This window comes from Pseudaeromonas sp. HNCC25DJ180 (assembly GCF_055413345.1).
Genome location: NZ_JBVAYF010000001.1, coordinates 210,526 through 232,522, shown reverse-complemented (window position 1 = coordinate 232,522; position 21,997 = coordinate 210,526). Strand labels below are relative to the sequence as shown.

General features: G+C 55.8%; 20 protein-coding genes. 18 read left to right on the top strand and 2 right to left on the bottom strand.

Annotation, left to right across the window (positions count from 1 at the left end; translation table 11 throughout):
* Positions 1–17: 17 nt before the first annotated feature.
* The 11 genes from rpoB (at position 18) to ACZYTD_RS00995 (ending at position 15,195) form a co-directional block, all read left to right on the top strand.
* Positions 18–4,043 (top strand): DNA-directed RNA polymerase subunit beta, encoded by a 4,026-nt coding sequence (rpoB, locus tag ACZYTD_RS01045; RefSeq protein ID WP_463888014.1) that lies wholly within the window; start codon positions 18–20, stop codon positions 4,041–4,043.
* Positions 4,044–4,126: 83 nt separating this feature from the next.
* Complete coding sequence (gene rpoC, locus ACZYTD_RS01040; protein WP_463888012.1) at positions 4,127–8,425, top strand: DNA-directed RNA polymerase subunit beta'; 4,299 nt, start codon at positions 4,127–4,129, stop codon at positions 8,423–8,425.
* A 175-nt stretch (positions 8,426–8,600) separates the two neighbouring features.
* On the top strand, positions 8,601–8,987 hold the full coding sequence (locus tag ACZYTD_RS01035) for a RidA family protein (protein ID WP_463888010.1): 387 nt from the start codon (positions 8,601–8,603) through the stop codon (positions 8,985–8,987).
* A gap of 9 nt (positions 8,988–8,996) precedes the next feature.
* Entirely contained in the window at positions 8,997–9,389 is a 393-nt protein-coding gene (gene tusD / locus ACZYTD_RS01030) for a sulfurtransferase complex subunit TusD (protein WP_463888008.1), read from the top strand.
* 9 nt (positions 9,390–9,398) lie between these two features.
* A complete protein-coding gene (gene tusC / locus ACZYTD_RS01025) occupies positions 9,399–9,755 on the top strand; it encodes a sulfurtransferase complex subunit TusC (protein ID WP_463888005.1) in 357 nt (118 codons plus the stop codon).
* Between the two features lie 10 nt (positions 9,756–9,765).
* Positions 9,766–10,044 carry a sulfurtransferase complex subunit TusB gene (gene tusB / locus ACZYTD_RS01020; RefSeq protein ID WP_463888002.1) on the top strand — a complete coding sequence of 93 codons (279 nt, stop codon included), beginning with the start codon at positions 9,766–9,768 and terminating at the stop codon, positions 10,042–10,044.
* Positions 10,045–10,229: 185 nt separating this feature from the next.
* On the top strand, positions 10,230–10,604 hold the full coding sequence (rpsL, locus tag ACZYTD_RS01015) for a 30S ribosomal protein S12 (protein WP_460882086.1): 375 nt from the start codon (positions 10,230–10,232) through the stop codon (positions 10,602–10,604).
* A gap of 97 nt (positions 10,605–10,701) precedes the next feature.
* On the top strand, positions 10,702–11,172 hold the full coding sequence (gene rpsG, locus ACZYTD_RS01010) for a 30S ribosomal protein S7 (protein ID WP_463887998.1): 471 nt from the start codon (positions 10,702–10,704) through the stop codon (positions 11,170–11,172).
* A gap of 75 nt (positions 11,173–11,247) precedes the next feature.
* Entirely contained in the window at positions 11,248–13,350 is a 2,103-nt protein-coding gene (fusA, locus tag ACZYTD_RS01005; RefSeq protein WP_463887996.1) for an elongation factor G, read from the top strand.
* A 64-nt stretch (positions 13,351–13,414) separates the two neighbouring features.
* Positions 13,415–14,599 carry an elongation factor Tu gene (tuf, locus tag ACZYTD_RS01000; RefSeq protein WP_463887994.1) on the top strand — a complete coding sequence of 395 codons (1,185 nt, stop codon included), beginning with the start codon at positions 13,415–13,417 and terminating at the stop codon, positions 14,597–14,599.
* Between the two features lie 134 nt (positions 14,600–14,733).
* A complete protein-coding gene (locus ACZYTD_RS00995) occupies positions 14,734–15,195 on the top strand; it encodes a methylglyoxal synthase (RefSeq protein WP_463887992.1) in 462 nt (153 codons plus the stop codon).
* 45 nt (positions 15,196–15,240) lie between these two features.
* Here the strand turns inward: ACZYTD_RS00995 and ACZYTD_RS00990 are convergent, their stop codons facing one another.
* Together ACZYTD_RS00990 and ACZYTD_RS00985 are read right to left on the bottom strand one after the other, a co-directional pair.
* Positions 15,241–15,822 (bottom strand): superinfection exclusion B family protein, encoded by a 582-nt coding sequence (locus ACZYTD_RS00990; RefSeq protein WP_463887991.1) that lies wholly within the window; start codon positions 15,820–15,822, stop codon positions 15,241–15,243.
* An 84-nt stretch (positions 15,823–15,906) separates the two neighbouring features.
* A complete protein-coding gene (locus ACZYTD_RS00985; protein WP_463887989.1) occupies positions 15,907–17,472 on the bottom strand; it encodes a methyl-accepting chemotaxis protein in 1,566 nt (521 codons plus the stop codon).
* Between the two features lie 304 nt (positions 17,473–17,776).
* Between ACZYTD_RS00985 and ACZYTD_RS00980 the strand changes: the two genes are divergently transcribed.
* The 7 genes from ACZYTD_RS00980 to luxS all read left to right on the top strand — a co-directional run bounded on the left by ACZYTD_RS00980 (position 17,777) and on the right by luxS (position 21,981).
* On the top strand, positions 17,777–18,304 hold the full coding sequence (locus ACZYTD_RS00980; RefSeq protein ID WP_463887986.1) for a GspH/FimT family pseudopilin: 528 nt from the start codon (positions 17,777–17,779) through the stop codon (positions 18,302–18,304).
* Complete coding sequence (locus ACZYTD_RS00975) at positions 18,301–18,930, top strand: hypothetical protein (RefSeq protein WP_463887984.1); 630 nt, start codon at positions 18,301–18,303, stop codon at positions 18,928–18,930. Before ACZYTD_RS00980 ends, ACZYTD_RS00975 begins: the two co-directional genes overlap by 4 nt.
* On the top strand, positions 18,920–19,786 hold the full coding sequence (locus tag ACZYTD_RS00970) for a hypothetical protein (protein WP_463887981.1): 867 nt from the start codon (positions 18,920–18,922) through the stop codon (positions 19,784–19,786). The genes ACZYTD_RS00975 and ACZYTD_RS00970 overlap by 11 nt, the downstream gene beginning before the upstream one ends.
* A complete protein-coding gene (locus ACZYTD_RS00965) occupies positions 19,776–20,222 on the top strand; it encodes a type IV pilus modification PilV family protein (RefSeq protein ID WP_463887978.1) in 447 nt (148 codons plus the stop codon). Before ACZYTD_RS00970 ends, ACZYTD_RS00965 begins: the two co-directional genes overlap by 11 nt.
* 229 nt (positions 20,223–20,451) lie before the next feature.
* Positions 20,452–20,790 (top strand): P-II family nitrogen regulator, encoded by a 339-nt coding sequence (locus tag ACZYTD_RS00960; RefSeq protein WP_463887975.1) that lies wholly within the window; start codon positions 20,452–20,454, stop codon positions 20,788–20,790.
* Between the two features lie 74 nt (positions 20,791–20,864).
* Positions 20,865–21,434 (top strand): transglycosylase SLT domain-containing protein, encoded by a 570-nt coding sequence (locus ACZYTD_RS00955; protein WP_463887973.1) that lies wholly within the window; start codon positions 20,865–20,867, stop codon positions 21,432–21,434.
* 37 nt (positions 21,435–21,471) lie between these two features.
* Entirely contained in the window at positions 21,472–21,981 is a 510-nt protein-coding gene (gene luxS / locus ACZYTD_RS00950) for an S-ribosylhomocysteine lyase (protein WP_463887971.1), read from the top strand.
* The last annotated feature ends 16 nt before the right edge of the window (positions 21,982–21,997 follow it).

The following is a 21,997-nucleotide window of genomic DNA, read 5'->3' as shown; positions in this document are numbered from 1 at the left end:
GCGAGCTGAGGAACCCTATGGTTTACTCCTATACCGAAAAAAAACGCATTCGTAAGGACTTCGGTAAGCGCGATCAGGTTTTGGATACGCCTTATCTGTTGTCCATCCAGCTGGACTCCTTTAAACAATTCCTCGAAGCCGACCCGGAAGGGGCTTATGGGCTTGAGGCCGCTTTCCGCAGCGTGTTCCCGATCACCAGTTATTCTGGTACGGCCGCCCTGCAGTATGTGAGCTACCGCCTGGGTGAGCCGGTATTTGACGTAAAGGAATGCCAAATCCGAGGCGTGACCTACTCCGCCCCGCTGCGCGTTAAGTTGCGTCTGGTGCTGTTTGATAAAGAAGCAGCGGCCGGTACTGTCAAGGACATCAAGGAACAAGAAGTCTACATGGGCGAAATTCCGCTCATGACAGACAACGGTACCTTCATTGTGAATGGTACTGAACGGGTCATCGTCTCCCAGCTGCATCGCAGCCCGGGTGTCTTCTTTGATCACGACAAGGGCAAGACGCACTCCTCCGGGAAGGTGCTCTATAATGCTCGCGTAATTCCTTACCGTGGCTCCTGGCTCGACTTCGAGTTCGATGCGAAGGATAACCTGTTCGTACGGATTGACCGTCGCCGCAAACTGCCGGCTTCGATCATACTGCGGGCACTGGATTTCACTACTCAAGAGATCCTGGATACCTTCTTCGAAACCATCAAGTTCGAGATCAAAGAAGGCAAGCTCATGATGGAGTTGGTGCCTGATCGTCTGCGCGGTGAAACCGCCACTTTCGATATCGTTGTTAACAACGAAGTCGTGGTGGAGAAGGGTCGCCGTGTGACAGCTCGCCACATCCGTCACCTGGAAAAGGTGGGTGTGCAGCAGATCGAGGTACCGCTTGAGTATGTGGTTGGTAAAGTTGTCTCCAAGGACTACGCCAATCTGCAGAGCGGTGAACTGATTGTTGCCGCCAACTCTGCCGTGAGCCTGGAAGCGATTGCCAACATGTCACAAGGCGGTCATAAGGGGTTCGAGGTTCTGTTCACTAATGAACTGGATCACGGCGCCTACATGTCCGAAACCTTGCGCATCGATTCTGCCAATAGTCGCCTCGAGGCGCTGGTGGAAATCTACCGCATGATGCGTCCTGGCGAGCCGCCTACACGCGATGCGGCCGAGCAGCTGTTCGAAAACCTCTTCTTCTCGGAAGATCGTTACGATCTCTCGACCGTAGGCCGGATGAAATTCAACAGCCGCCTGCAACGTGAAGAGCAGACTGGCTTGGGCATCCTGACCAAGGATGACATAGTTGAAGTCATCAAGAAGCTCATCGATATCCGTAACGGTAACGATGAAGTGGATGACATCGACCACCTGGGTAACCGTCGTATCCGCTCTGTCGGGGAAATGGCCGAGAACCAGTTCCGCGTCGGTCTGGTACGTGTCGAGCGTGCCGTGAAGGAACGTCTCTCCCTGGGCGATCTGGATGCGGTCATGCCGCAGGATCTCATCAACGCCAAGCCGATTTCGGCCGCGGTGAAGGAGTTCTTCGGTTCCAGTCAGTTGTCCCAGTTTATGGATCAGAACAACCCGCTCTCCGAAGTGACCCACAAGCGCCGTATCTCCGCGCTGGGCCCGGGCGGTTTGACTCGTGAACGTGCCGGCTTCGAAGTTCGAGACGTACACCCGACTCACTATGGTCGTCTGTGCCCCATCGAAACTCCTGAAGGTCCGAACATCGGTCTGATCAACTCCTTGGCGGTCTATTCCCGCACCAACGAGTACGGTTTCCTCGAGACCCCGTATCGTAAGGTCACCGACGGTGTGATCACCGACGATGTGGAATACCTCTCCGCCATTGAGGAAGGTAACTATGTGATCGCCCAGGCTAACGCCAACGTGGACGACAACGGCAAGCTCAAAGATGAGCTGATCCCGTGCCGCCACAAGGGTGAATCCACCTTTATGAACGCCGATCAGATCCAGTATATGGATGTGAGCCCGCAGCAGGTGGTTTCTGTCGCTGCGGCACTGATCCCGTTCCTTGAACACGATGACGCCAACCGGGCGCTCATGGGTTCAAACATGCAACGTCAAGCCGTTCCGACTCTGCGCGCCGACAAGCCGCTGGTAGGTACCGGTATGGAACGTGCTGTTGCCGTTGACTCCGGTGTAACTGTGGTGGCGAACCGCGGTGGTATGGTCGACTATGCCGATGCTTCACGCATCGTCATCAAGGTTAATGAAGATGAGCTGAGTGCTGGCGAAGCCGGTATCGACATCTATAACCTGACCAAGTACACCCGTTCTAACCAGAACACCTGTATCAACCAGCGTCCTTGTGTCCGTCCGGGTGAACCGGTTGTCGCGGGTGACGTGCTGGCTGATGGCCCGTCCACTGACTTGGGTGAACTGGCGCTGGGTCAAAACCTGCGTATCGCCTTCATGCCGTGGAACGGTTACAACTTCGAAGACTCGATCCTGGTTTCCGAAAATGTGGTGAAAGAAGATCGTCTGACCACGATTCACATCCAGGAACTGGCTTGTATCGCACGTGATACCAAGCTCGGCCCAGAAGAGATCACCGCTGATATCCCGAACGTGGGTGAAGCCGCACTCTCCAAGCTGGATGAGTCCGGTATTGTCTACGTGGGTGCCGAAGTGCAGGGTGGCGACATTCTGGTTGGTAAGGTCACGCCTAAGGGCGAAACCCAACTGACTCCAGAAGAGAAGCTGCTGCGTGCCATCTTCGGTGAGAAGGCGTCCGATGTGAAGGACTCCTCCCTGCGTGTGCCAAACGGTGTCTACGGTACTGTGGTTGACGTACAAGTCTTTACCCGCGATGGCGTGGAAAAAGACAAGCGCGCCAAAGAGATCGAAGACATGCAGCTGCGTGATGCCAAGAAGGATCTGACTGAAGAGTTCAAGATCTTCGAAGATGGTATCTACAGCCGCGCGCGTTCCCTGCTGGTTCAATCTGGTTTCAACGATGCCAAGCTGGAAAGCCTGGGTCGCGTTAAGTGGCTGGAACAGGCACTGGATGACGAAACCAAGCAGATCGAACTGGAACAGATCGCCGAACAGCACCTGGCGCTGAAAGATGACTTCGAACGCAAGTTCGAAGCCAAGCGTCAGAAGATCATCCAGGGCGATGATCTGGCTCCGGGCGTGCTGAAGATCGTCAAGGTTTACCTGGCGGTTAAGCGTCGCATCCAGCCGGGTGACAAGATGGCGGGTCGTCACGGTAACAAGGGGGTTATCTCCAAGATCTGTCCGATCGAAGATATGCCTCATGACGATCAGGGCCGTCCAGTCGATATCGTACTGAACCCGCTGGGCGTACCGTCCCGGATGAACATAGGTCAGGTTCTCGAAGTGCACATGGGCCTCGCGGCCAAGGGCATAGGTGAGAAGCTGGACCGTATGATCAAGGAACAGCAGGATCTGGCCAAGCAGCGTGAATTCCTGCAGCAAGTTTACGATCTGGGCGAATGCCGTCAGAAGGTGGATCTCTCCACATACTCTGATGATGCGGTTCGTACCCTGGCCGAGAACCTGCGCAAGGGTATGCCTATCGCTACGCCCGCCTTTGATGGTGCCAAAGAGCACGAAATCAAGGCGATGCTGAAGCTGGCCGATCTGCCGGAATCCGGTCAGATCACCCTGTTTGATGGTCGTACCGGCATGCCGTTCGAGCGTCAAGTTACGGTTGGCTACATGTACATGCTGAAGCTGAACCACTTGGTAGACGACAAGATGCACGCGCGTTCTACTGGTTCCTACAGCCTGGTTACTCAGCAACCGCTGGGTGGTAAGGCGCAGTTCGGTGGTCAGCGCTTCGGTGAGATGGAAGTGTGGGCCCTGGAAGCTTACGGTGCAGCCTATACCCTGCAGGAAATGCTTACCGTCAAGTCAGACGATGTAAACGGTCGTACCAAGATGTACAAGAACATAGTGGACGGCGATCACCGCATGGAGCCGGGCATGCCCGAGTCCTTCAACGTATTGCTGAAGGAAATCCGCTCTCTGGGTATCAACATCGAGCTGGAAGAAGAATAAGGGGTTCGCGCCCCTTATAAGCCGAGATTGACAAGGGCGCCCCGCAAGGGGCGCCAGGATTGAACTCCTGACGGGAGACACACGTGAAAGACTTACTTAAGTTTTTGAAAGCCCAGAGCAAGACCGAAGAGTTTGATGGTATCAAAATCGGTCTGGCATCCCCGGATATGATCCGTTCCTGGTCTTTCGGTGAAGTGAAAAAGCCGGAAACCATCAACTACCGGACTTTCAAGCCGGAGCGTGATGGCCTGTTCTGCGCCCGTATCTTCGGGCCGGTAAAAGATTACGAATGCCTCTGTGGCAAGTACAAGCGCCTCAAGCATCGCGGTGTGATCTGCGAGAAGTGCGGCGTTGAAGTGACTCAGACCAAGGTACGCCGTGAGCGTATGGGCCATATCGAACTGGCCTCGCCTGTGGCGCACATCTGGTTCCTGAAGTCCCTGCCGTCTCGTATCGGTCTGCTGCTGGACATGACCCTGCGTGACATCGAACGCGTGCTCTACTTCGAATCCTTCGTGGTGATCGAAGCGGGCATGACGGCGCTGGAACGTGGTCAGATGCTCTCCGAAGAGCAGTATCTGGATGCCCTGGAAGAGTATGGTGACGAGTTCGAAGCCAAGATGGGCGCCGAGGCGATCCTCGAGCTGCTGCGTGCCATCGATCTGGAGCAAGAAATTGCCCAGATGCGTGAAGAGCTGGATCAGACCAACTCCGAAACCAAGCGCAAGAAGACCACCAAGCGTCTGAAGCTGATGGAAGCCTTCCTCTTCTCTGGCAACAAGCCGGAGTGGATGGTGATGACAGTGCTGCCTGTGTTGCCGCCGGATCTGCGTCCGTTGGTACCGCTGGACGGCGGCCGTTTCGCGACCTCTGACTTGAACGATCTCTATCGTCGGGTCATTAACCGGAACAACCGTCTGAAGCGTCTGCTGGACTTGGCTGCGCCGGATATTATCGTGCGCAACGAAAAGCGTATGCTGCAAGAGTCCGTCGATGCGCTGCTGGATAACGGCCGTCGCGGTCGTGCCATCACTGGCTCGAACAAGCGTCCGCTGAAGTCTCTGGCCGACATGATCAAGGGTAAGCAGGGTCGTTTCCGTCAAAACCTGCTGGGTAAGCGCGTCGACTACTCTGGTCGTTCCGTAATTACCGTAGGCCCGACTCTGCGTCTGCATCAGTGCGGTCTGCCGAAGAAGATGGCGCTGGAACTGTTCAAGCCCTTCATCTATGGCAAGTTGGAAGCCCGTGGTCTGGCGACCACCATCAAGGCTGCCAAGAAGATGGTAGAGCGCGAAGAAGCGGTGGTATGGGATATTCTGGATGAAGTCATCCGCGAACATCCGGTCATGCTGAACCGTGCGCCGACGCTGCACCGTCTGGGTATCCAGGCGTTTGAACCGACCCTGATCGAAGGTAAAGCGATTCAGCTGCACCCGCTGGTCTGTTCGGCATTCAACGCCGACTTCGACGGTGACCAGATGGCGGTCCACGTACCGCTGACCCTGGAAGCCCAGCTCGAAGCCCGTGCGCTGATGATGTCGACCAACAACATTCTGTCTCCCGCCTCTGGCGAGCCTATCATTGTTCCTTCACAGGACGTGGTCTTGGGTCTCTATTACATGACCCGTTCCAAGGTGGGTGCCAAGGGTGAAGGCATGGTGCTGGCTAGCTCGAAGGAAGCCGAGAAGGTCTACCGTGCTGGCTTGGCGTCACTGCATGCCCGCGTCAAGTGCCGTATCACCGAATACAGCAAGAATGAAGCCGGTGAGCTGGTGCCACACACCGAGCTGAAGAACACTACAGTGGGTCGTGCCATCCTGTCGCTGATCCTGCCTAAGGGCATGGAGTATGCGCTGATCGATGAGCCCAAGGTGTTGAGTGAGGCCGAGAAGGCCGAGCTGGCTGCCCGTCCGCAAACTTGGTTCAAGTTTGTGTCCAACAAGCCGCTGGCCAAGAAGTCCATCTCCAAGCTGTTGAACACCTGCTACCGTAAGCTGGGCCTGAAAGACACAGTTATCTTCGCTGACCAACTGATGTATACCGGTTTCCATTACGCGGCACTCTCTGGTTCCTCTGTCGGTATCAACGACATGGTGATCCCGGATGCCAAGAAGCAGATCATCGAAGCGGCCGAGACCGAAGTTGCCGAAATTCAAGAGCAGTTCCAATCTGGTCTGGTAACGGCGGGCGAACGCTACAACAAGGTTATCGATATCTGGGCAAGTGCCAACGAGCGTGTCTCTAAGGCGATGATGGAAAACCTCTCCAAGGAGAAGGCGACCAACCATTTGGGCGAAGAGGAAGAGCAAGCCTCTTTCAACAGCGTCTTTATGATGGCTGACTCCGGTGCGCGGGGTTCTGCCGCTCAGATCCGTCAGCTGGCGGGGATGCGGGGCCTGATGGCTAAGCCGGATGGTTCTATCATTGAAACGCCGATCGTGGCGAACTTCCGTGAAGGTCTGAACGTACTCCAGTACTTCATCTCTACTCACGGTGCGCGTAAGGGTCTGGCGGATACCGCCTTGAAGACAGCGAACTCAGGTTACCTGACTCGTCGTCTGGTTGACGTGGCACAAGATATGGTGATCACCGAGCCGGATTGCGGTACCTCCGAAGGTCTGTGGATGATGCCACTGATCGAAGGTGGTGACGTGGTCGAGCCGCTGCGTGAGCGCGTGCTGGGTCGTGTGGTGGCTGAAGATGTGCTCAAGCCTGGTACTAATGAGTTGTTGATTCCACGTAACACTCTGCTGGATGAGCAGTGGTGTAACATTCTGGAAGCCAACTCAGTTGACCGCATGAAGGTGCGCTCTGCCATCACTTGTGAAACTGACTTCGGCATCTGCGGTCACTGTTACGGTCGTGACCTGGCCCGTGGCCACTTGGTCAACGCCGGTGAAGCGGTCGGTGTTATCGCCGCCCAATCCATCGGTGAACCGGGTACCCAGCTCACCATGCGTACCTTCCACATCGGGGGTGCGGCATCGCGTGCGGCGGCTGAGAGCAGCGCTACTGTCAAGAACACGGGTACCATCAAGCTGCAGAACGCCAAGTTCGTATCGAACAGTGCCGGCAAGCTGGTTATTACCTCGCGTTCTTCCGAACTGACCATCATGGATGATCTGGGCCGGACCAAGGAAAGCCACAAGCTGCCCTATGGCTCCGTACTGGAAGTGAAAGATGGCCAATCGGTGCGCGCTGGCGAAATCGTCGCTAACTGGGATCCGCACACTCACCCGATCATCACGGAAGTGGCAGGCCGCATCAAGTTCGAGAACATGGTTGACGGTATAACTGTTAGCCGTCAGACCGACGAGTTGACCGGTCTCTCCTCTATCGTAGTGCTGGACGTCAACGAGCGTTCCTCCTCCGGTAAAGAGCTGCGTCCGACCGTGAAGCTGGTCGATGCCAATGGCAAGGATGTATTGATCCCTGGCACTGACATCTCCGCCCAGTACTTCCTGCCTGGCCAAGCAATTGTCCAGTTGGAAGATGGTGCTCAGGTGAGCGTGGGTGACGCGGTAGCGCGTATTCCACAAGCCTCTGGCGGTACCAAGGACATCACAGGTGGTCTGCCGCGTGTAGCCGACTTGTTCGAAGCGCGTCAACCGAAGGAACCGGCTATTCTGGCCGAGATCTCCGGTACCATCTCCTTCGGTAAGGAGACCAAGGGCAAGCGCCGTTTGGTCATCACGCCGACCGATGGTGGCGATGCCTACGAAGAGATGATTCCGAAGTGGCGTAACCTCAACGTCTTCGAAGGCGAAAAGGTGCAACAGGGTGAAGTGCTGGCCGATGGTCCTGAATCTGCTCATGACATTCTGCGCTTGCGTGGTATCAGCCCGGTGGCTAACTACATCGTTAACGAAGTGCAGGACGTTTACCGTCTGCAAGGCGTTAAGATCAACGACAAGCACATCGAAGTCATTGTTCGTCAGATGTTGCGTAAGGGTGAGATCATCAACGGCGGTGACACCGAATTCCTCGAAGGGGAACAGGTGGAAGTCGCTCGCGCCAAGATCGCCAACCGCAAGCTGGAAGCCGAAGGCAAGCGCCCGGCAACCTATCGCCGCGTGCTGATGGGGATCACCAAGGCCTCCTTGAACACCGAGTCCTTCATCTCCGCAGCTTCCTTCCAGGAAACCACGCGCGTGCTGACCGAAGCCGCCGTGTCTGGTAAGAAGGATGATCTGCGTGGTCTGAAGGAGAACGTGATCGTGGGTCGTTTGATCCCGGCCGGTACCGGTTTTGCCTACCACGAAGCTCGTCACAAGAAGCGCAAGGCTGCTGCCCAAGCACCCGCGCCCATGGTGACAGCGGACGAGGCCCAGCAAAATCTGGCGGATCTGTTGAATGCCGCAGGCAGTTTCGACGCCGAGTGATCGGTCAATCGAATCCACTGTCAGTAAGGAGCCCTTCGGGGCTCCTTTTTTTATCGCTAAAACCGGCTCAGTGAGTGGCGCATTGGTTGACAGTCGGGCGCTGAAAGCGAACACTTCTGCGCTGAGCAGGCCCTGTTCGGCAGTGGCCTTTCCCCAACATGCTAAGGAGCAGAGAATGCAAAAAGAGGTGATCAACACCAATCAGGCCCCGGCCGCCATCGGTCCCTATGTTCAAGCCACCCGCTTGGGCGATCTGGTCTTCACCTCGGGCCAGATCCCGCTGGACCCCACCACCATGGAATTGGTGACTGGAAGCGTTGAGGTTCAAGCCGAGCAGGTGATGAAGAATTTGCTGGCTATTCTTGAGGCGGCGGGCGCTACGGCGCAGACCGTAGTGAAGACCACCTGCTTCCTGAAGAATATGGAAGATTTCGCCGCCTTCAATGGTGTCTACGCCAAATATCTGGGTGAGGCCGCGCCGGCCCGCTCCTGCGTCGAAGTGGCGCGTCTACCCAAGGATGTATTGGTCGAAGTGGAAGCCATTGCCTACGTGGCGAAGTGAGGTAACAAGATGGCATTGAGTTTTGCCCTGCTGGTCTGTGGTGCGCCTTATGGTAGTGAGGCGTCGAGTCAAGCCTATCTGTTTGCCCGGGCGTTGCTCGTTCAGGGACATACACTGCGTAAGGTCTTCTTCTACCAGGAGGGGGTGCTCAATGCCAACGCCCTGACTTCTCCGGCCAGCGATGAGCAAGATCTGATCGCGGCTTGGCAGGGGTTGGCTCAGGAGCATAGCGTGGAGCTGGATGTCTGCGTCGCGGCAGCCCTGCGTCGGGGGGTGGTCGATGCCGCCGAGGCGGCGACGGCCCAATTGCCCGCCGCCAATGTCCAACCTCCCTTTGTGTTATCTGGGCTGGGACAGCTGGCTGAAGCCGCTCTGGGTGTCGATCGCCTGGTGCAGTTCTAGGAGTGGGTGATGAGTGATATAGCCGTACTGTTTCATTCCGCGCCCCATGGTTCGGCGGCGGGCCGTGAGGGGTTGGATGCCGTGCTGGCCTGCTCGGCACTGAGCGATGAGATCGCCGTCTTCTTCATCGGGGATGGGGTGTACCAGCTATTGGCGGGGCAGCAACCTGCGGCCGTGCTGGGACGGGACTACACGCCAACCTTCAAGCTCTTTTCGTTATATGACATAGAGCAGTGCTATGTCTGTGCTGACTCCCTGCTCGAGCGGGGCCTGACGCTGGATGCGCTAACCATCCCGGTTCAGAGTGTCAGTCGATGTGAGCTCCGTTCTTTGCTGGCGCAGGCGCGTTCGCGCCTGGTGTTTTAAGGAGCCTGGCATGTTACATATAGTTCGTGACTCACCCTTTGCCACTCGGACGTTGGAGCAGTGTCTGCTGCTCGCCGGGGAGGGCGATCACCTGTTGCTGACTCAGGATGGGGTCATCGCTGCCTGTGCTCCCGCGTTTCTGCCGCAGTTACAGCAGGCCGGTTTGCCCCTGTATGTTTTGGCCGAAGATCTGTTGGCTCGCGGCCTGCGTCCAGCCATGGGACAAGTGATCGATATGGCCGGTTTCGTGCAGCTAGTGGCGGAGCAGGGCAGCCCCCTGCGTTGGTAGCTGCTTTTGTCAGCAAATTGTCATCGTTGACCTATACTCTGCAGGTTTGGGCCGCCAATTCTGTGGCATTTGCGTGGTATTCTGTATAAATCTTGACTCACTTACCACTTGCGCATAGAATTTCGCGTCCCCGTGTCTGCGGGGAGGATTTTTCATATGTTTGTAAAGCTATTAGGAGCTTTTTGATGGCAACTATTAACCAGCTGGTTCGTAAGCCGCGCGTTAAGCAAGTTGTGAAAAGCACCGTTCCTGCCCTGGAAGCGTGCCCACAAAAGCGTGGCGTATGTACTCGCGTATATACTACCACCCCAAAAAAGCCGAACTCTGCTCTGCGTAAAGTATGCCGTGTTCGTCTTACCAATGGTTTTGAAGTCACCTCCTATATCGGCGGTGAAGGTCACAACCTGCAAGAGCACTCCGTAGTGCTGATCCGTGGCGGTCGTGTTAAGGATCTCCCGGGTGTGCGTTATCACACTGTTCGTGGTGCGCTGGACTGTGCCGGTGTTAAAGACCGTAAGCAATCCCGCTCCAAGTATGGCGTGAAAAAGCCTAAGTCTTAATGGATTCCTCCGTTGAGTAAGGCCAAACGTTAATTACGTTATTTAGAAAATTTATTTTCTAGTTTTGGGTAAAACCTGAAGTTACGAGGAATACAAAATGCCAAGACGTCGCGTTGTTGGTCAGCGTAAAATTCTGCCGGATCCCAAGTTCGGATCTGAGCTGCTGGCTAAGTTCATTAACGTCGTAATGGTTGACGGCAAAAAGTCCGTCTCCGAAAGCATCGTTTATGGTGCGCTTGAAATCATCTCTACCAAGAGCGGTAAAGATCACATGGCTATCTTTGAAGAAGCCCTAGATCATATCCGTCCGACCGTCGAAGTTAAGTCTCGTCGTGTTGGTGGTTCTACTTACCAAGTTCCAGTAGAAGTTCGTCCTGTGCGTCGTAACGCACTGGCCATGCGCTGGTTGGTTGAAGCTGCCCGCAAGCGTGGTGAAAAATCTATGGCTCAGCGTCTGGCTGGCGAACTGCTGGATGCCGCTGAGAACAAGGGTTCCGCTGTCAAGAAGCGTGAAGACGTGCATCGTATGGCTGAAGCCAACAAGGCTTTTGCTCATTACCGTTGGTAATCCGACTGTGCAGGCCCTCGGGTCTGCACAATTTTTCATTATCTAAGGCCTGACCTTAGTAAGAGGATATCTATCGTGGCTCGTGCAACACCTATTGAGCGTTACCGTAACATTGGTATCAGTGCTCACATTGATGCTGGTAAGACAACTACTACCGAACGTGTCCTTTTCTATACCGGTGTTAGCCATAAGATCGGTGAAGTGCATGATGGCGCCGCCACCATGGACTGGATGGAACAGGAGCAGGAGCGTGGTATCACCATTACCTCTGCTGCTACCACCTGTTTCTGGAGTGGTATGGGCAAGCAGTTCCAACCGCACCGTATTAACATCATCGATACCCCCGGTCACGTTGACTTCACCATCGAAGTAGAACGCTCTATGCGTGTGCTTGACGGTGCCGTCATGGTTTACTGTGCGGTAGGTGGTGTTCAGCCGCAGTCTGAGACCGTATGGCGTCAGGCTAACAAGTACAAGGTTCCGCGTATTGCCTTCATCAACAAGATGGACCGTACCGGTGCTAACTTCCTGCGTGCTGTTGAACAGATCAAGTCCCGCCTGAAGGGCAACCCAGTTCCGCTGCAATTGCCTATCGGTGCTGAAGAAAACTTCAAGGGCGTCATCGATCTGATCAAGATGAAAGCCATCAACTGGAGCGAAGCTGACCAGGGCGTGACCTTCGATTACGAAGAGATCCCGGCTGAGCTGAAAGATGCTGCCGATGAGTGGCATCAGAATCTGATCGAAGCAGCTGCAGAAGCATCAGAAGAACTGATGGAAAAATATCTGAGCGGCGAAGAGTTCACTGAAGTTGAACTGAAGGCTGCTCTGCGTCAGCGCGCGCTGAACAACGAAATCATCCTGGTTACCTGTGGTTCTGCATTCAAGAACAAGGGTGTTCAGGCGATGCTGGATGCCGTGGTTGAATTCCTGCCAGCTCCGACCGACATCGCGGCTATCGCGGGTCAACTTGAAGATGGTACCCCAGCTGAGCGTCATGCTGACGATAACGAGCCGTTCTCTGCTCTGGCGTTCAAGATCGCGACCGACCCGTTCGTTGGTAACCTGACCTTCTTCCGTTGCTACTCTGGTGTGGTGAACTCTGGTGACAGCGTTCTGAACTCAGTGAAGGGCAAGCGCGATCGTATCGGTCGTATCGTACAGATGCACGCTAACAAGCGTGAAGAGATCAAGGAAGTTCGCGCTGGTGACATCGCGGCTGCCATCGGTCTGAAGGATGTCACCACTGGCGACACCCTGTGTAACGAAGCTTCTCCTATCATCCTGGAGCGTATGGAATTCCCGGAACCGGTTATCTCCGTAGCCGTTGAACCGAAGACCAAGGCTGACCAGGAAAAGATGGGTCTGGCACTGGGTCGTCTGGCTCAGGAAGATCCCTCATTCCGCGTGTGGACCGACGAAGAATCCAGTCAGACCATCATCGCCGGTATGGGTGAATTGCACCTGGAAATCATCGTCGACCGTATGCGTCGCGAGTTCAAGGTTGAAGCCAACGTCGGTAAGCCGCAGGTTGCCTATCGTGAAACCGTTCGTGTCGAAGCGAAGGATATTCAGGGTAAGCACGCCAAGCAGTCTGGTGGTCGTGGTCAGTATGGTCACGTTGTGATCGACCTCTTCCCGCTGGAAGAAGGTGCTGGCTACAAATTTACCAACGATATCAAGGGTGGTGTAATTCCTGGTGAATTCATCCCTGGTGTTGACAAGGGTATCCGTGAGCAGTTGAAGTCTGGTCCTCTGGCTGGTTATCCAGTTGTGGACGTCGGTGTTCGTCTGCACTTCGGTTCTTACCACGATGTCGACTCTTCTGAACTGGCGTTTAAGATCGCCGCTTCTATGGCGTTCAAGTCAGGTTTCATGCAGGCCAAGCCGGTTCTGCTCGAGCCAGTCATGAAGGTCGAAGTCGAGACCCCAGAAGACTACATGGGTGATGTGATCGGTGACTTGAACCGTCGTCGCGGTATCATCGAAGGTATGGAAGATGGCCCATCTGGCAAGATCGTCCGTGCTCTGGTACCGTTGGCTGAAATGTTCGGTTATGCAACCGATCTGCGTTCTGCTACCCAAGGTCGTGCCTCTTACGCCATGGAATTCGGTAAGTATGCCGAAACTCCTAACAACATCGCTCTGGCGGTGATTGAAGCGCGTCAGGCTAAATAATCTTAAGTAAGTAATCACCGCCCACCGTCGAGGTGGGCGGCTCTAACATAGGAAGGACAACGTCGTGTCTAAAGAAAAATTTGAACGTACAAAACCCCACGTTAACGTAGGTACTATCGGCCACGTTGACCACGGTAAGACCACCCTGACTGCCGCCATCACCGCAGTGCTGGCCAAGACTTACGGCGGTAAGGCCTTCGCTTTCGACCAAATCGACAAGGCACCGGAAGAAAAGGCTCGTGGTATCACCATCAACACCTCTCACGTTGAATACGACACCCCGGCTCGTCACTACGCACACGTAGACTGCCCGGGCCACGCCGACTACGTGAAGAACATGATCACCGGTGCTGCTCAAATGGACGGCGCTATCCTGGTTGTTGCTGCGACTGACGGCCCAATGCCGCAAACTCGTGAGCACATCCTGCTGGGTCGCCAAGTAGGCGTTCCGTACATCATCGTGTTCCTGAACAAGTGCGACATGGTTGATGACGAAGAGCTGCTGGATCTGGTGGAGATGGAAGTTCGTGAACTTCTGTCCGAGTACAACTTCCCAGGCGACGACACCCCGATCATCCGTGGTTCCGCTCTGAAGGCGCTGGAAGGCGACGCAGCGTGGGAAGGCAAGATCATCGAACTGGCTGCTGCCCTGGATTCTTACATCCCTGAGCCAGAGCGTGCTATCGACCTGCCGTTCCTGCTGCCAATCGAAGACGTATTCTCTATCGCTGGCCGTGGTACCGTAGTAACCGGTCGTGTTGAGCGCGGTATCGTCAAGGTTGGTGAAGAAGTTGCCATCATCGGCATCAAAGAAACCACCAAGACCACCTGTACTGGCGTGGAAATGTTCCGCAAGCTGCTGGACGAAGGCCGTGCTGGTGAGAACGTAGGTGTTCTGCTGCGTGGTATCAAGCGTGAAGACGTTGAGCGTGGTCAGGTTCTGGCTAAGCCTAACACCATCACCCCGCACACCAAGTTTGAATCTGAAGTGTACGTGCTGTCCAAGGAAGAAGGCGGTCGTCATACCCCATTCTTCAAGGGCTACCGTCCACAGTTCTACTTCCGTACCACAGACGTAACTGGCACCATCGAGCTGCCAGAAGGCGTGGAAATGGTTATGCCAGGCGATAACATCAAGATGGTCGTAACTCTGATCTGCCCAATCGCGATGGACGAAGGTCTGCGTTTTGCCATCCGTGAAGGTGGTCGTACTGTAGGCGCCGGCGTTGTTGCCAAGGTTATCGAATAATATCGATTAACTGCGCATGCAGAAAAAGGGCGACTTCGGTCGCCCTTTTCTTTTTGTGTTTGCGGGGCAGGGCTTGGCTATTACCGCGAGATCTGATAACTAATTGATCGCCTATGAATTATAAGGAACATAAGATGCAAGCAACTATTGCCCGTGAGATGGCCGCCCACAAACGCTTGGCCCTAGTCGCCCACGATAACAAGAAGATGGATCTGGTGCGTTGGGTGAAGGCGCGCAGTGAACAGTTGAAGCTGCATCATCTCTATGCTACCGGCACCACGGGCTCCATATTGAGTCGTGAGGCGGGTTTGCCGATCACAGGTTTACTCTCTGGCCCCATGGGTGGGGATCAACAGCTCGGCGCCTTGATTGCCGAGGGCAAGATCGATGTGCTCATCTTCTTCTGGGATCCATTGAATGCGGTGCCGCATGATCCGGATGTGAAGGCCTTGCTCCGCTTGGCTGCGGTGTGGAATATCCCCATGGCGACTAATGAGGCCACGGCTGACTTCCTGATGGACTGCCCGCATATGGATCAGAAGTTTTCCATCGAGATCCCGGACTATGCCGGTTATTTGAAGAATCGTACCGAATAACCGGGCCGGGACTACCCGGCCTCGTTTTTAGCTAACTCGTGGCGTTCAGCGGCTGGTGCTTTTGCCGGCAAACTTGGGGCGAGAACTCATGATCTGCTCAATCTGTTCGTCGCTCATCTTGCTCTTGCTGAGGCCGACGGCGCGATAGGTGATGAGTGGGCGGGCTGGGAGGGCAATCATCAGTGCCTTGATCTGGGTGTCATCTTCATAGAAGGGCTGACCATAGGCATAGGTCAGGACGCCGGCGTCCAACAAATTTTTGACGGCTGGTTCGGTCACTGGCAGCTTGATGACGCTTTTACGCTGCAGTATAAACTCCCGCAGTATGGCGCGTTCACTGAAGTCCAGGCACTGGATCATCTGCTCCAGCTTGTTTTGCTGCAGCTTGGTGTGCACACGCACTCGTAACACTTCCCAGCCTACCAACAGCAGTTGGCTGATGAAGTAGGAGCCTGCGGCCATTACCCCGAGCCAGAGATAGAGGCTCATGGGGTGAACGAAGTTAGCGGCAGCCTGGCCCAGCCGTTCTACCGGGAAGAGTAGGATGGCGCTACAGCACATCAGGGTCCAGACCATCAGCCAGTTCAGGGTCTGGAATTGACTAAAGTGTGAGTTCCAATGTTTCATGCTTTGCCCTCTACAGATAGCGACTCTCGTAGCTTGAATCTGCAAAGGGCATGCCACTACTCGAGCGCCAGAACTCTGACGGCGTTAGCGTTGAAATTGCTGGATCAGACGCGAGAGCGCTTGCAGGTGTTCAACCAGTTGGCCTATCCGATCAACCGCATCATGGCTGCGTCCGGTATTGCTCTCGGCAAAGTGCTTGATGTTGTGAATGTTGCGATTCACCTCATCGGTCACGCAGGCCTGCTCCTCCACCGCCACGGCGATTTGATGGCTGGCATCGGTCACCCGCTCTAATAGTTTCTGGATACTCTGCAGCTGCGTGCCTGTTGCCGCCGCCCGTTCACGACACTCGGCAGAGCCTTCTCGCCCCGCTTCCATGGTTTTCATGGCGCGTCCGGCTGTGCCCTGCAGCTCATGGATCATGGATTGGATCTCCTGGGTCGAGAGACGGGTCTTCATGGCCAGAGCGCGGATCTCATCGGCGACCACGGCAAAACCGCGTCCCTGCTCACCGGCCCGCGCCGCCTCGATGGCGGCATTGAGCGCCAGCAGATTGGTCTGATCGGCTATGCTGGTGATCACCTCCAAGATCTGCTCTATCTGTTGGCTGTTCTTGGCCAGTTCACCAATGATCTGGGTGGTTTCACTCAGTTCGCCATGTAGCCGGTTCACCGCCTCTATGGTCTGTTCAACACTTTGTCTGCCCAGCACAGTGGTATCCATGACCCCACTCACCAGATCCGAGGTGGCGCTGGCGTTACCCGCCACTTCGCGGATGGAGTGACTCATCTCATTGATGGCGGTGGCGAGCTGTTCGGTCTCGCTCAGCTGCTGCTCCAGATTTTGAGTGATACCCTGGATGTTGGCCACATCGGCCTCGGCCGCCTGCAGTATGGTGTTGCTGGTATCCCCGGTGCGGCCAACTATGGCCCTCAGCTCGGCCTTTTTCATGCGCAGCGCCATCTCGATAGCGGCCAGCTCATCCCGAGAGCCGGTGTAGAGTACCTGAGTCACGTCGGTGAGCAGGTTTTCCCGCGCTATGCTGGCCAGGTTGCGCAGGCGCTTACCCCACCATAGCGAGTGGGAGAGCTGTGTTCCTAGCAGGAGAGCCGTAGTGGCCAACCAAGCCGGGCTGCTGGTGAGCGCGCCTATGGCCAGGGTGGCCAAACTGATCAGTTGAAGAAACCGCGTCTGGAAGAGTATCCCCGGCCAGTTATACTTCAGGCGTCGTGGGATCTTGCCCGCGTTTATCTGTTGATACATGCTCTCGGCTTGAGCAATCTCATCGCGTGATGGGCGGCTGCGTACCGATTGGTACTCTATCAGTCGATCCTGGTTGTCGAGTATGGGGGTGACATAAGCGTTCACCCAGTAGTGGTCGCCGTTCTTGGCGCGATTTTTAACCAGCCCCATCCAGCTTTTCTTGTTCTTGAGGTGAGTCCACAGATCCTGGAAGGCGGCTTTGGGCATGTCCGGGTGGCGAACTATGTTGTGGTTTTCGCCTTCTAGCTCTTCACCCTCATAGCCCGCGATCTCGCAAAAGTGGTCATTGGCGTAGAGAATACGGCCACTTTCATCTGTGGTGGAGATGAGATTATGTTGCTCGGAGAACTGACGCTCCCGGCCCGTAGTCGGACTATTTTTTGCCATCTGCTGAATACTCCCAAGATCCCATGCCAACAATCTGCTGCCTGCCAGAAACGACAGTTCACCATAGCATCATACGGAATACTATTTAGGTCGATAACTGGCCGTTAGGTAAATTTTGCCGAAAAAATGACGTGAATTGATCAGGATCATCTGTTTTCCCGCAGTATAGGCGAGTGGCTCGGCCCCGCTTCAGCGAGCTGACAGAAATGGCGGTTCACCTCTGCGCCTATCATATCTGACATGGCTAGCTGGATAGGGCTATCTACACTCTTTGGCTCCAGATTGGATGAGTGGGAGTGGTGCGGTGAAGAGTGGGAATGTGGGGTTTACCCTGTTGGAGTTGATGGCCACCCTGGCCGTCATGCTTATTCTACTGGGGTTGGGCCTGCCGAGTTATCAGCAGCAGCGACAAGCGCACCAGCTGCTGGCGGCGGCTGATGGCCTGTATGGTCATATCCAACTGGCACGCAATGAGGCCAGGGCGCGACAGGATCCGGCTATCAATATCTATTTCTTTGCCGGGAACCGCTGGTGTTATCGCATCACGGACCGGTCCGATAGGGAATGCGACTCCTGCTCGGCTATCTGTGACATAGGCCAAGATGGTTTGCTGCGAGGGGCAAACTGGTCCGATTATCCTGATGTGACTCTGCAGGAGATTGCCTATACGGGGGATGAGTTGGGGATTGGCATACGGCGCGGCACGTTAGGGGCGGGTCATGTCACTTTTGCCAGTGGTGCCATGCAGGTCAGTGTCAAAACCTCAGGGCTCGGGCGTATTCGTCTCTGCTCGGTCGATGCTTCCCTGGTAGGAGTCTGGCCATGTGCATGAGTAGGGCGAGCCGAGGGTCTGGCTTGGTGGAGTTGATGTTGGCCATAGCACTGGGGTCGGGTGTGCTGCTGGCGCTGCTCTGTTTCTATCTGGGAGAGGTGCGCAGCTATGCCGAGCGACAGGCTGAGCTGGAGTTACGCCTCAGCCTGGTGGCTTTGCTGGATCGCGTGGAAGGAGAGATACGTCGCTCTGGCTATAGTGGCGAGGCTCTGGCGCAGCAGTTGGCGAAGCTGCCACTGGATCGACCCTATCCCTGGCGGCCTGCCGAGGTTAGCGTCGCCGGGGTGTTGCTGCCGAATGAAACTTGTCTCTTGCTACGCAGCGATCTCAATGGGGATGGTGTGCTGGGGGATGAGGAGCTAGCGGGCTACCGTTTCAATGGCGAGCATCAGGCGGTCGAACAAAAGCTGTGGCCGGATCTGGCCAGCCAGCAGGCTCAGGGCTGCGCAGGCGGAGGATGGCAGGATCTCAGCTCAGATGGGGATATTCAGATCACCCAATTGAGTTTCACCAAGCCGCAGGCCGATGCCCCCTTGTTGCAATTGGTGGTGAGGGGGGTCTCCAGACGAGTGCCAGAGCAGCCGCTGTTTCTGACGCGGCAGGTGTGGGTGCGTAATGGCTGGTAGGCGCCCGATAACCGGCGGTGTGACCCTGAGCATGACGCTCTTTGTGCTGTTGTTGATGGGAGGGCTGCTGGCTTTCTCGGCGCAGCAGCAGGTGAGCGAGTTGCGCACCCAGGCTAGCGAGTTCCGGCAACAGGAGGCATTGGGTCAGGCAGAGGCTAATCTGGCCCAGGCCATAGCTCTGCTGGTGCAGTTTCATCAAGCGGCGCCCGATCAGGCCCAGTGGCCAGCGCGGGTCGATGTGACGAGTCAGCCGTTGGCTAGCACAGGGTGGGCGTGGCAGTTGTCGGCACAGGGGGGAGGGAGTGAGGCGCATAGCGTGGTGCGACGCCAGTTGCTGGCCTATCCGCTGTTACTACGTCGTCCCCTCTCTGGGGTGGTCGCTCCTGAACGCGGAGACACGGCTGGCATAGCCGATCCGCTGGACTATCTGTTTGGCATTCCCGCCACCTCCCACGCTATTGCGCAACTGACGAGTCTCGCCACTCGGCGAATTAGGGATTGTCACACTCTGGATAGCCAGACGAGTGGATTGCTTCTGGTGCCAGGAGGGTGTGCATTGCAGGGGCAAGTGGGACGTGCCGAGCAGCCACTGATCCTGGTGTCGACCTCGGGCGAGCTGCAGTTAGCCTCTGATGCTCGCTTCTATGGCCTCCTAGTCTTGCTGGGTCATGAGGGGGAGCCCTCGGTAAACGTGGCGGCAGGGGCGAGACTCTATGGGGCTTTGGTGAGTCAACGCCCCCTGCCCATTGACCTGGGTGCCGTCATCGAACACAGGCCGGAAATCTTGGTGGCGTTGCAACATTCGCCAAGCCTATGGCGCTTTGAATTGGTAGCGGGGAGTTGGCGTGACTGGTAGCCGAATGTTACGCCGAGACCCGCGGGTACTCGGCTTCGCCCTGCTGGAGGTGATGGTGGCTCTGCTCATCATGTTGCTGGGCATCCTGGTTATCACCCGGGGAGAGTTACAGCTACGCCAGGCATTGCAACGAGCCGCTCAGCGAGAGCAGGTGCGGGCTCTGGCGCAAAGCCAGTTGGAGCGGCTCCAGGCGTGTGCCATGGAGTGGCACGACGACGCCGAAGGTGACGATTGCACCAGAGCCTTGGCGGTGGGAGAGTGCAGCAGCTCTGGCTCGCCATGTCGGTTGCAGTGGCGGGTGGTGGCGAGTCATCGACAGAATGACGCATGGCTCAAAACGGTCCAGGTCACGGCCACATGGCAGACCATGGGCCAGTCGGCGCTTAGCATCACCCAGCAAGGGGAGATGGTCACCTTGCCCCCTCGGGGCCAGTAGTGGCTGGTGATACGGCGGGGTTTTCATTATCATCCCTGATAACCGCTTTCATCCGTTTGCGTTCAGGATGAAAATTATGGGTTCTGTGCGTTGGTCGTTACCACCCGGTTTGCGTATCATGTTGTATTAGCAACGGATAGTTGGTCAGAATAGCCCAATTGGCCAGATCCTCTGCCATGGGCGGCGCGGTGAGATACTTATGGCGCCAATTAAACAGTAAGGAGTTCACATGAAGAAGATTGAAGCCATCATCAAACCATTCAAACTGGATGATGTCCGTGAGGCGCTGGGCGATCTTGGCATCAGCGGCATGACGGTGTCAGAGGTGAAGGGTTTTGGCCGTCAGAAAGGGCACACCGAACTCTACCGTGGGGCCGAGTATGTGGTGGACTTTCTGCCCAAGGTGAAACTGGATCTGGTGGTGCAGGACGAAGATGTCGAGCGCTGCATTGAAGCCATAGTCAAGAGTGCTCACACCGGCAAGATCGGCGACGGCAAAATCTTTGTGACGCCGGTGGAGCGAGTGATCCGCATCCGTACCGGCGAAGAGAACGAAGAGGCGGTTTGATGTCTAGGCGCAGAGGGCCGGCGCAGCCGGCCTTTTTTATTGCATTTTTTTCTACCAGACTGCGGGCAGTGTGGGTGAGCTTGGGTCTGCCGCTGTTACTGCTCCTGACCGCAGGGTGCAGCACCAGTACCTCTCGGCCCAGCAATCCAGAGGATCTCTGTGCCATCTTCCAGGAGAAGAGTGATTGGCATGAGGCGGCTCAGGCGATGAGCGAAAAGTGGGGAACCCCGCCTCAGGTGCCGATGGCCATGATGTATCAGGAGTCTAGCTTCAAATATGATGCCCAGCCGCCGATGCGTTACTTCCTGTTTATCCCCCTGGGGCGTCCCAGCTCAGCCTATGGTTTCGCTCAGGTGAAGGATGAGACCTGGGCGGATTACCAGCGCGAAACCGGCAATAGTTGGGCCGATCGGGATGATTTTGCCGATGCCATCGACTTCATGGGCTGGTACACCTGGAAGGCGCAGAAGGTCAATGGCGTCTCAAAATGGGATGCTTATCGCCAATATCTCAACTATCACGAAGGCTGGGGCGGTTATCGTCGTGGCAGCTACAAAAATAAAGCCTGGTTGATGAGTACGGCGCGAAAAGTTGAGGCGCGTGCCAACCGTTATGCGGCACAATATCGCCAGTGCACCCTGTGATCTCACTGCCCCGTTATTTAAGCTAGAGGAGCTTGTTATGCCCCTGTTAGACAGTTTCAAAGTTGATCACACCCGTATGCAGGCACCGGCCGTACGTGTGGCCAAGACTATGCTGACCCCGGGTCACGACACCATCACAGTGTTTGATCTGCGGTTCTGCCGGCCGAATCAGGAGATCCTCTCCGAGAAGGGTATCCATACACTGGAGCATCTCTTCGCCGGTTTCATGCGCGATCACCTCAATGGCGATGGCGTCGAGATCATCGATATCTCGCCCATGGGGTGTCGTACTGGCTTCTATATGAGTCTGATTGGGGCGCCAAGTGAAGAGCGGGTAGCCAAAGCCTGGCGTGATGCCATGGCCGATGTGACCCAGGTGATGAGTCAGGCCCAAATCCCCGAACTCAATGAATACCAGTGTGGTACCTATGTGATGCACTCACTGGATGAGGCCAAGGCGATTGCCGAGACTGTACTCAGTCGTGGCATCGGCATTAACCACAATACCGATCTTGATCTGCCGGATGAGAAGCTGGCTGGACTCTGAACTTAAGCCCCAGGAG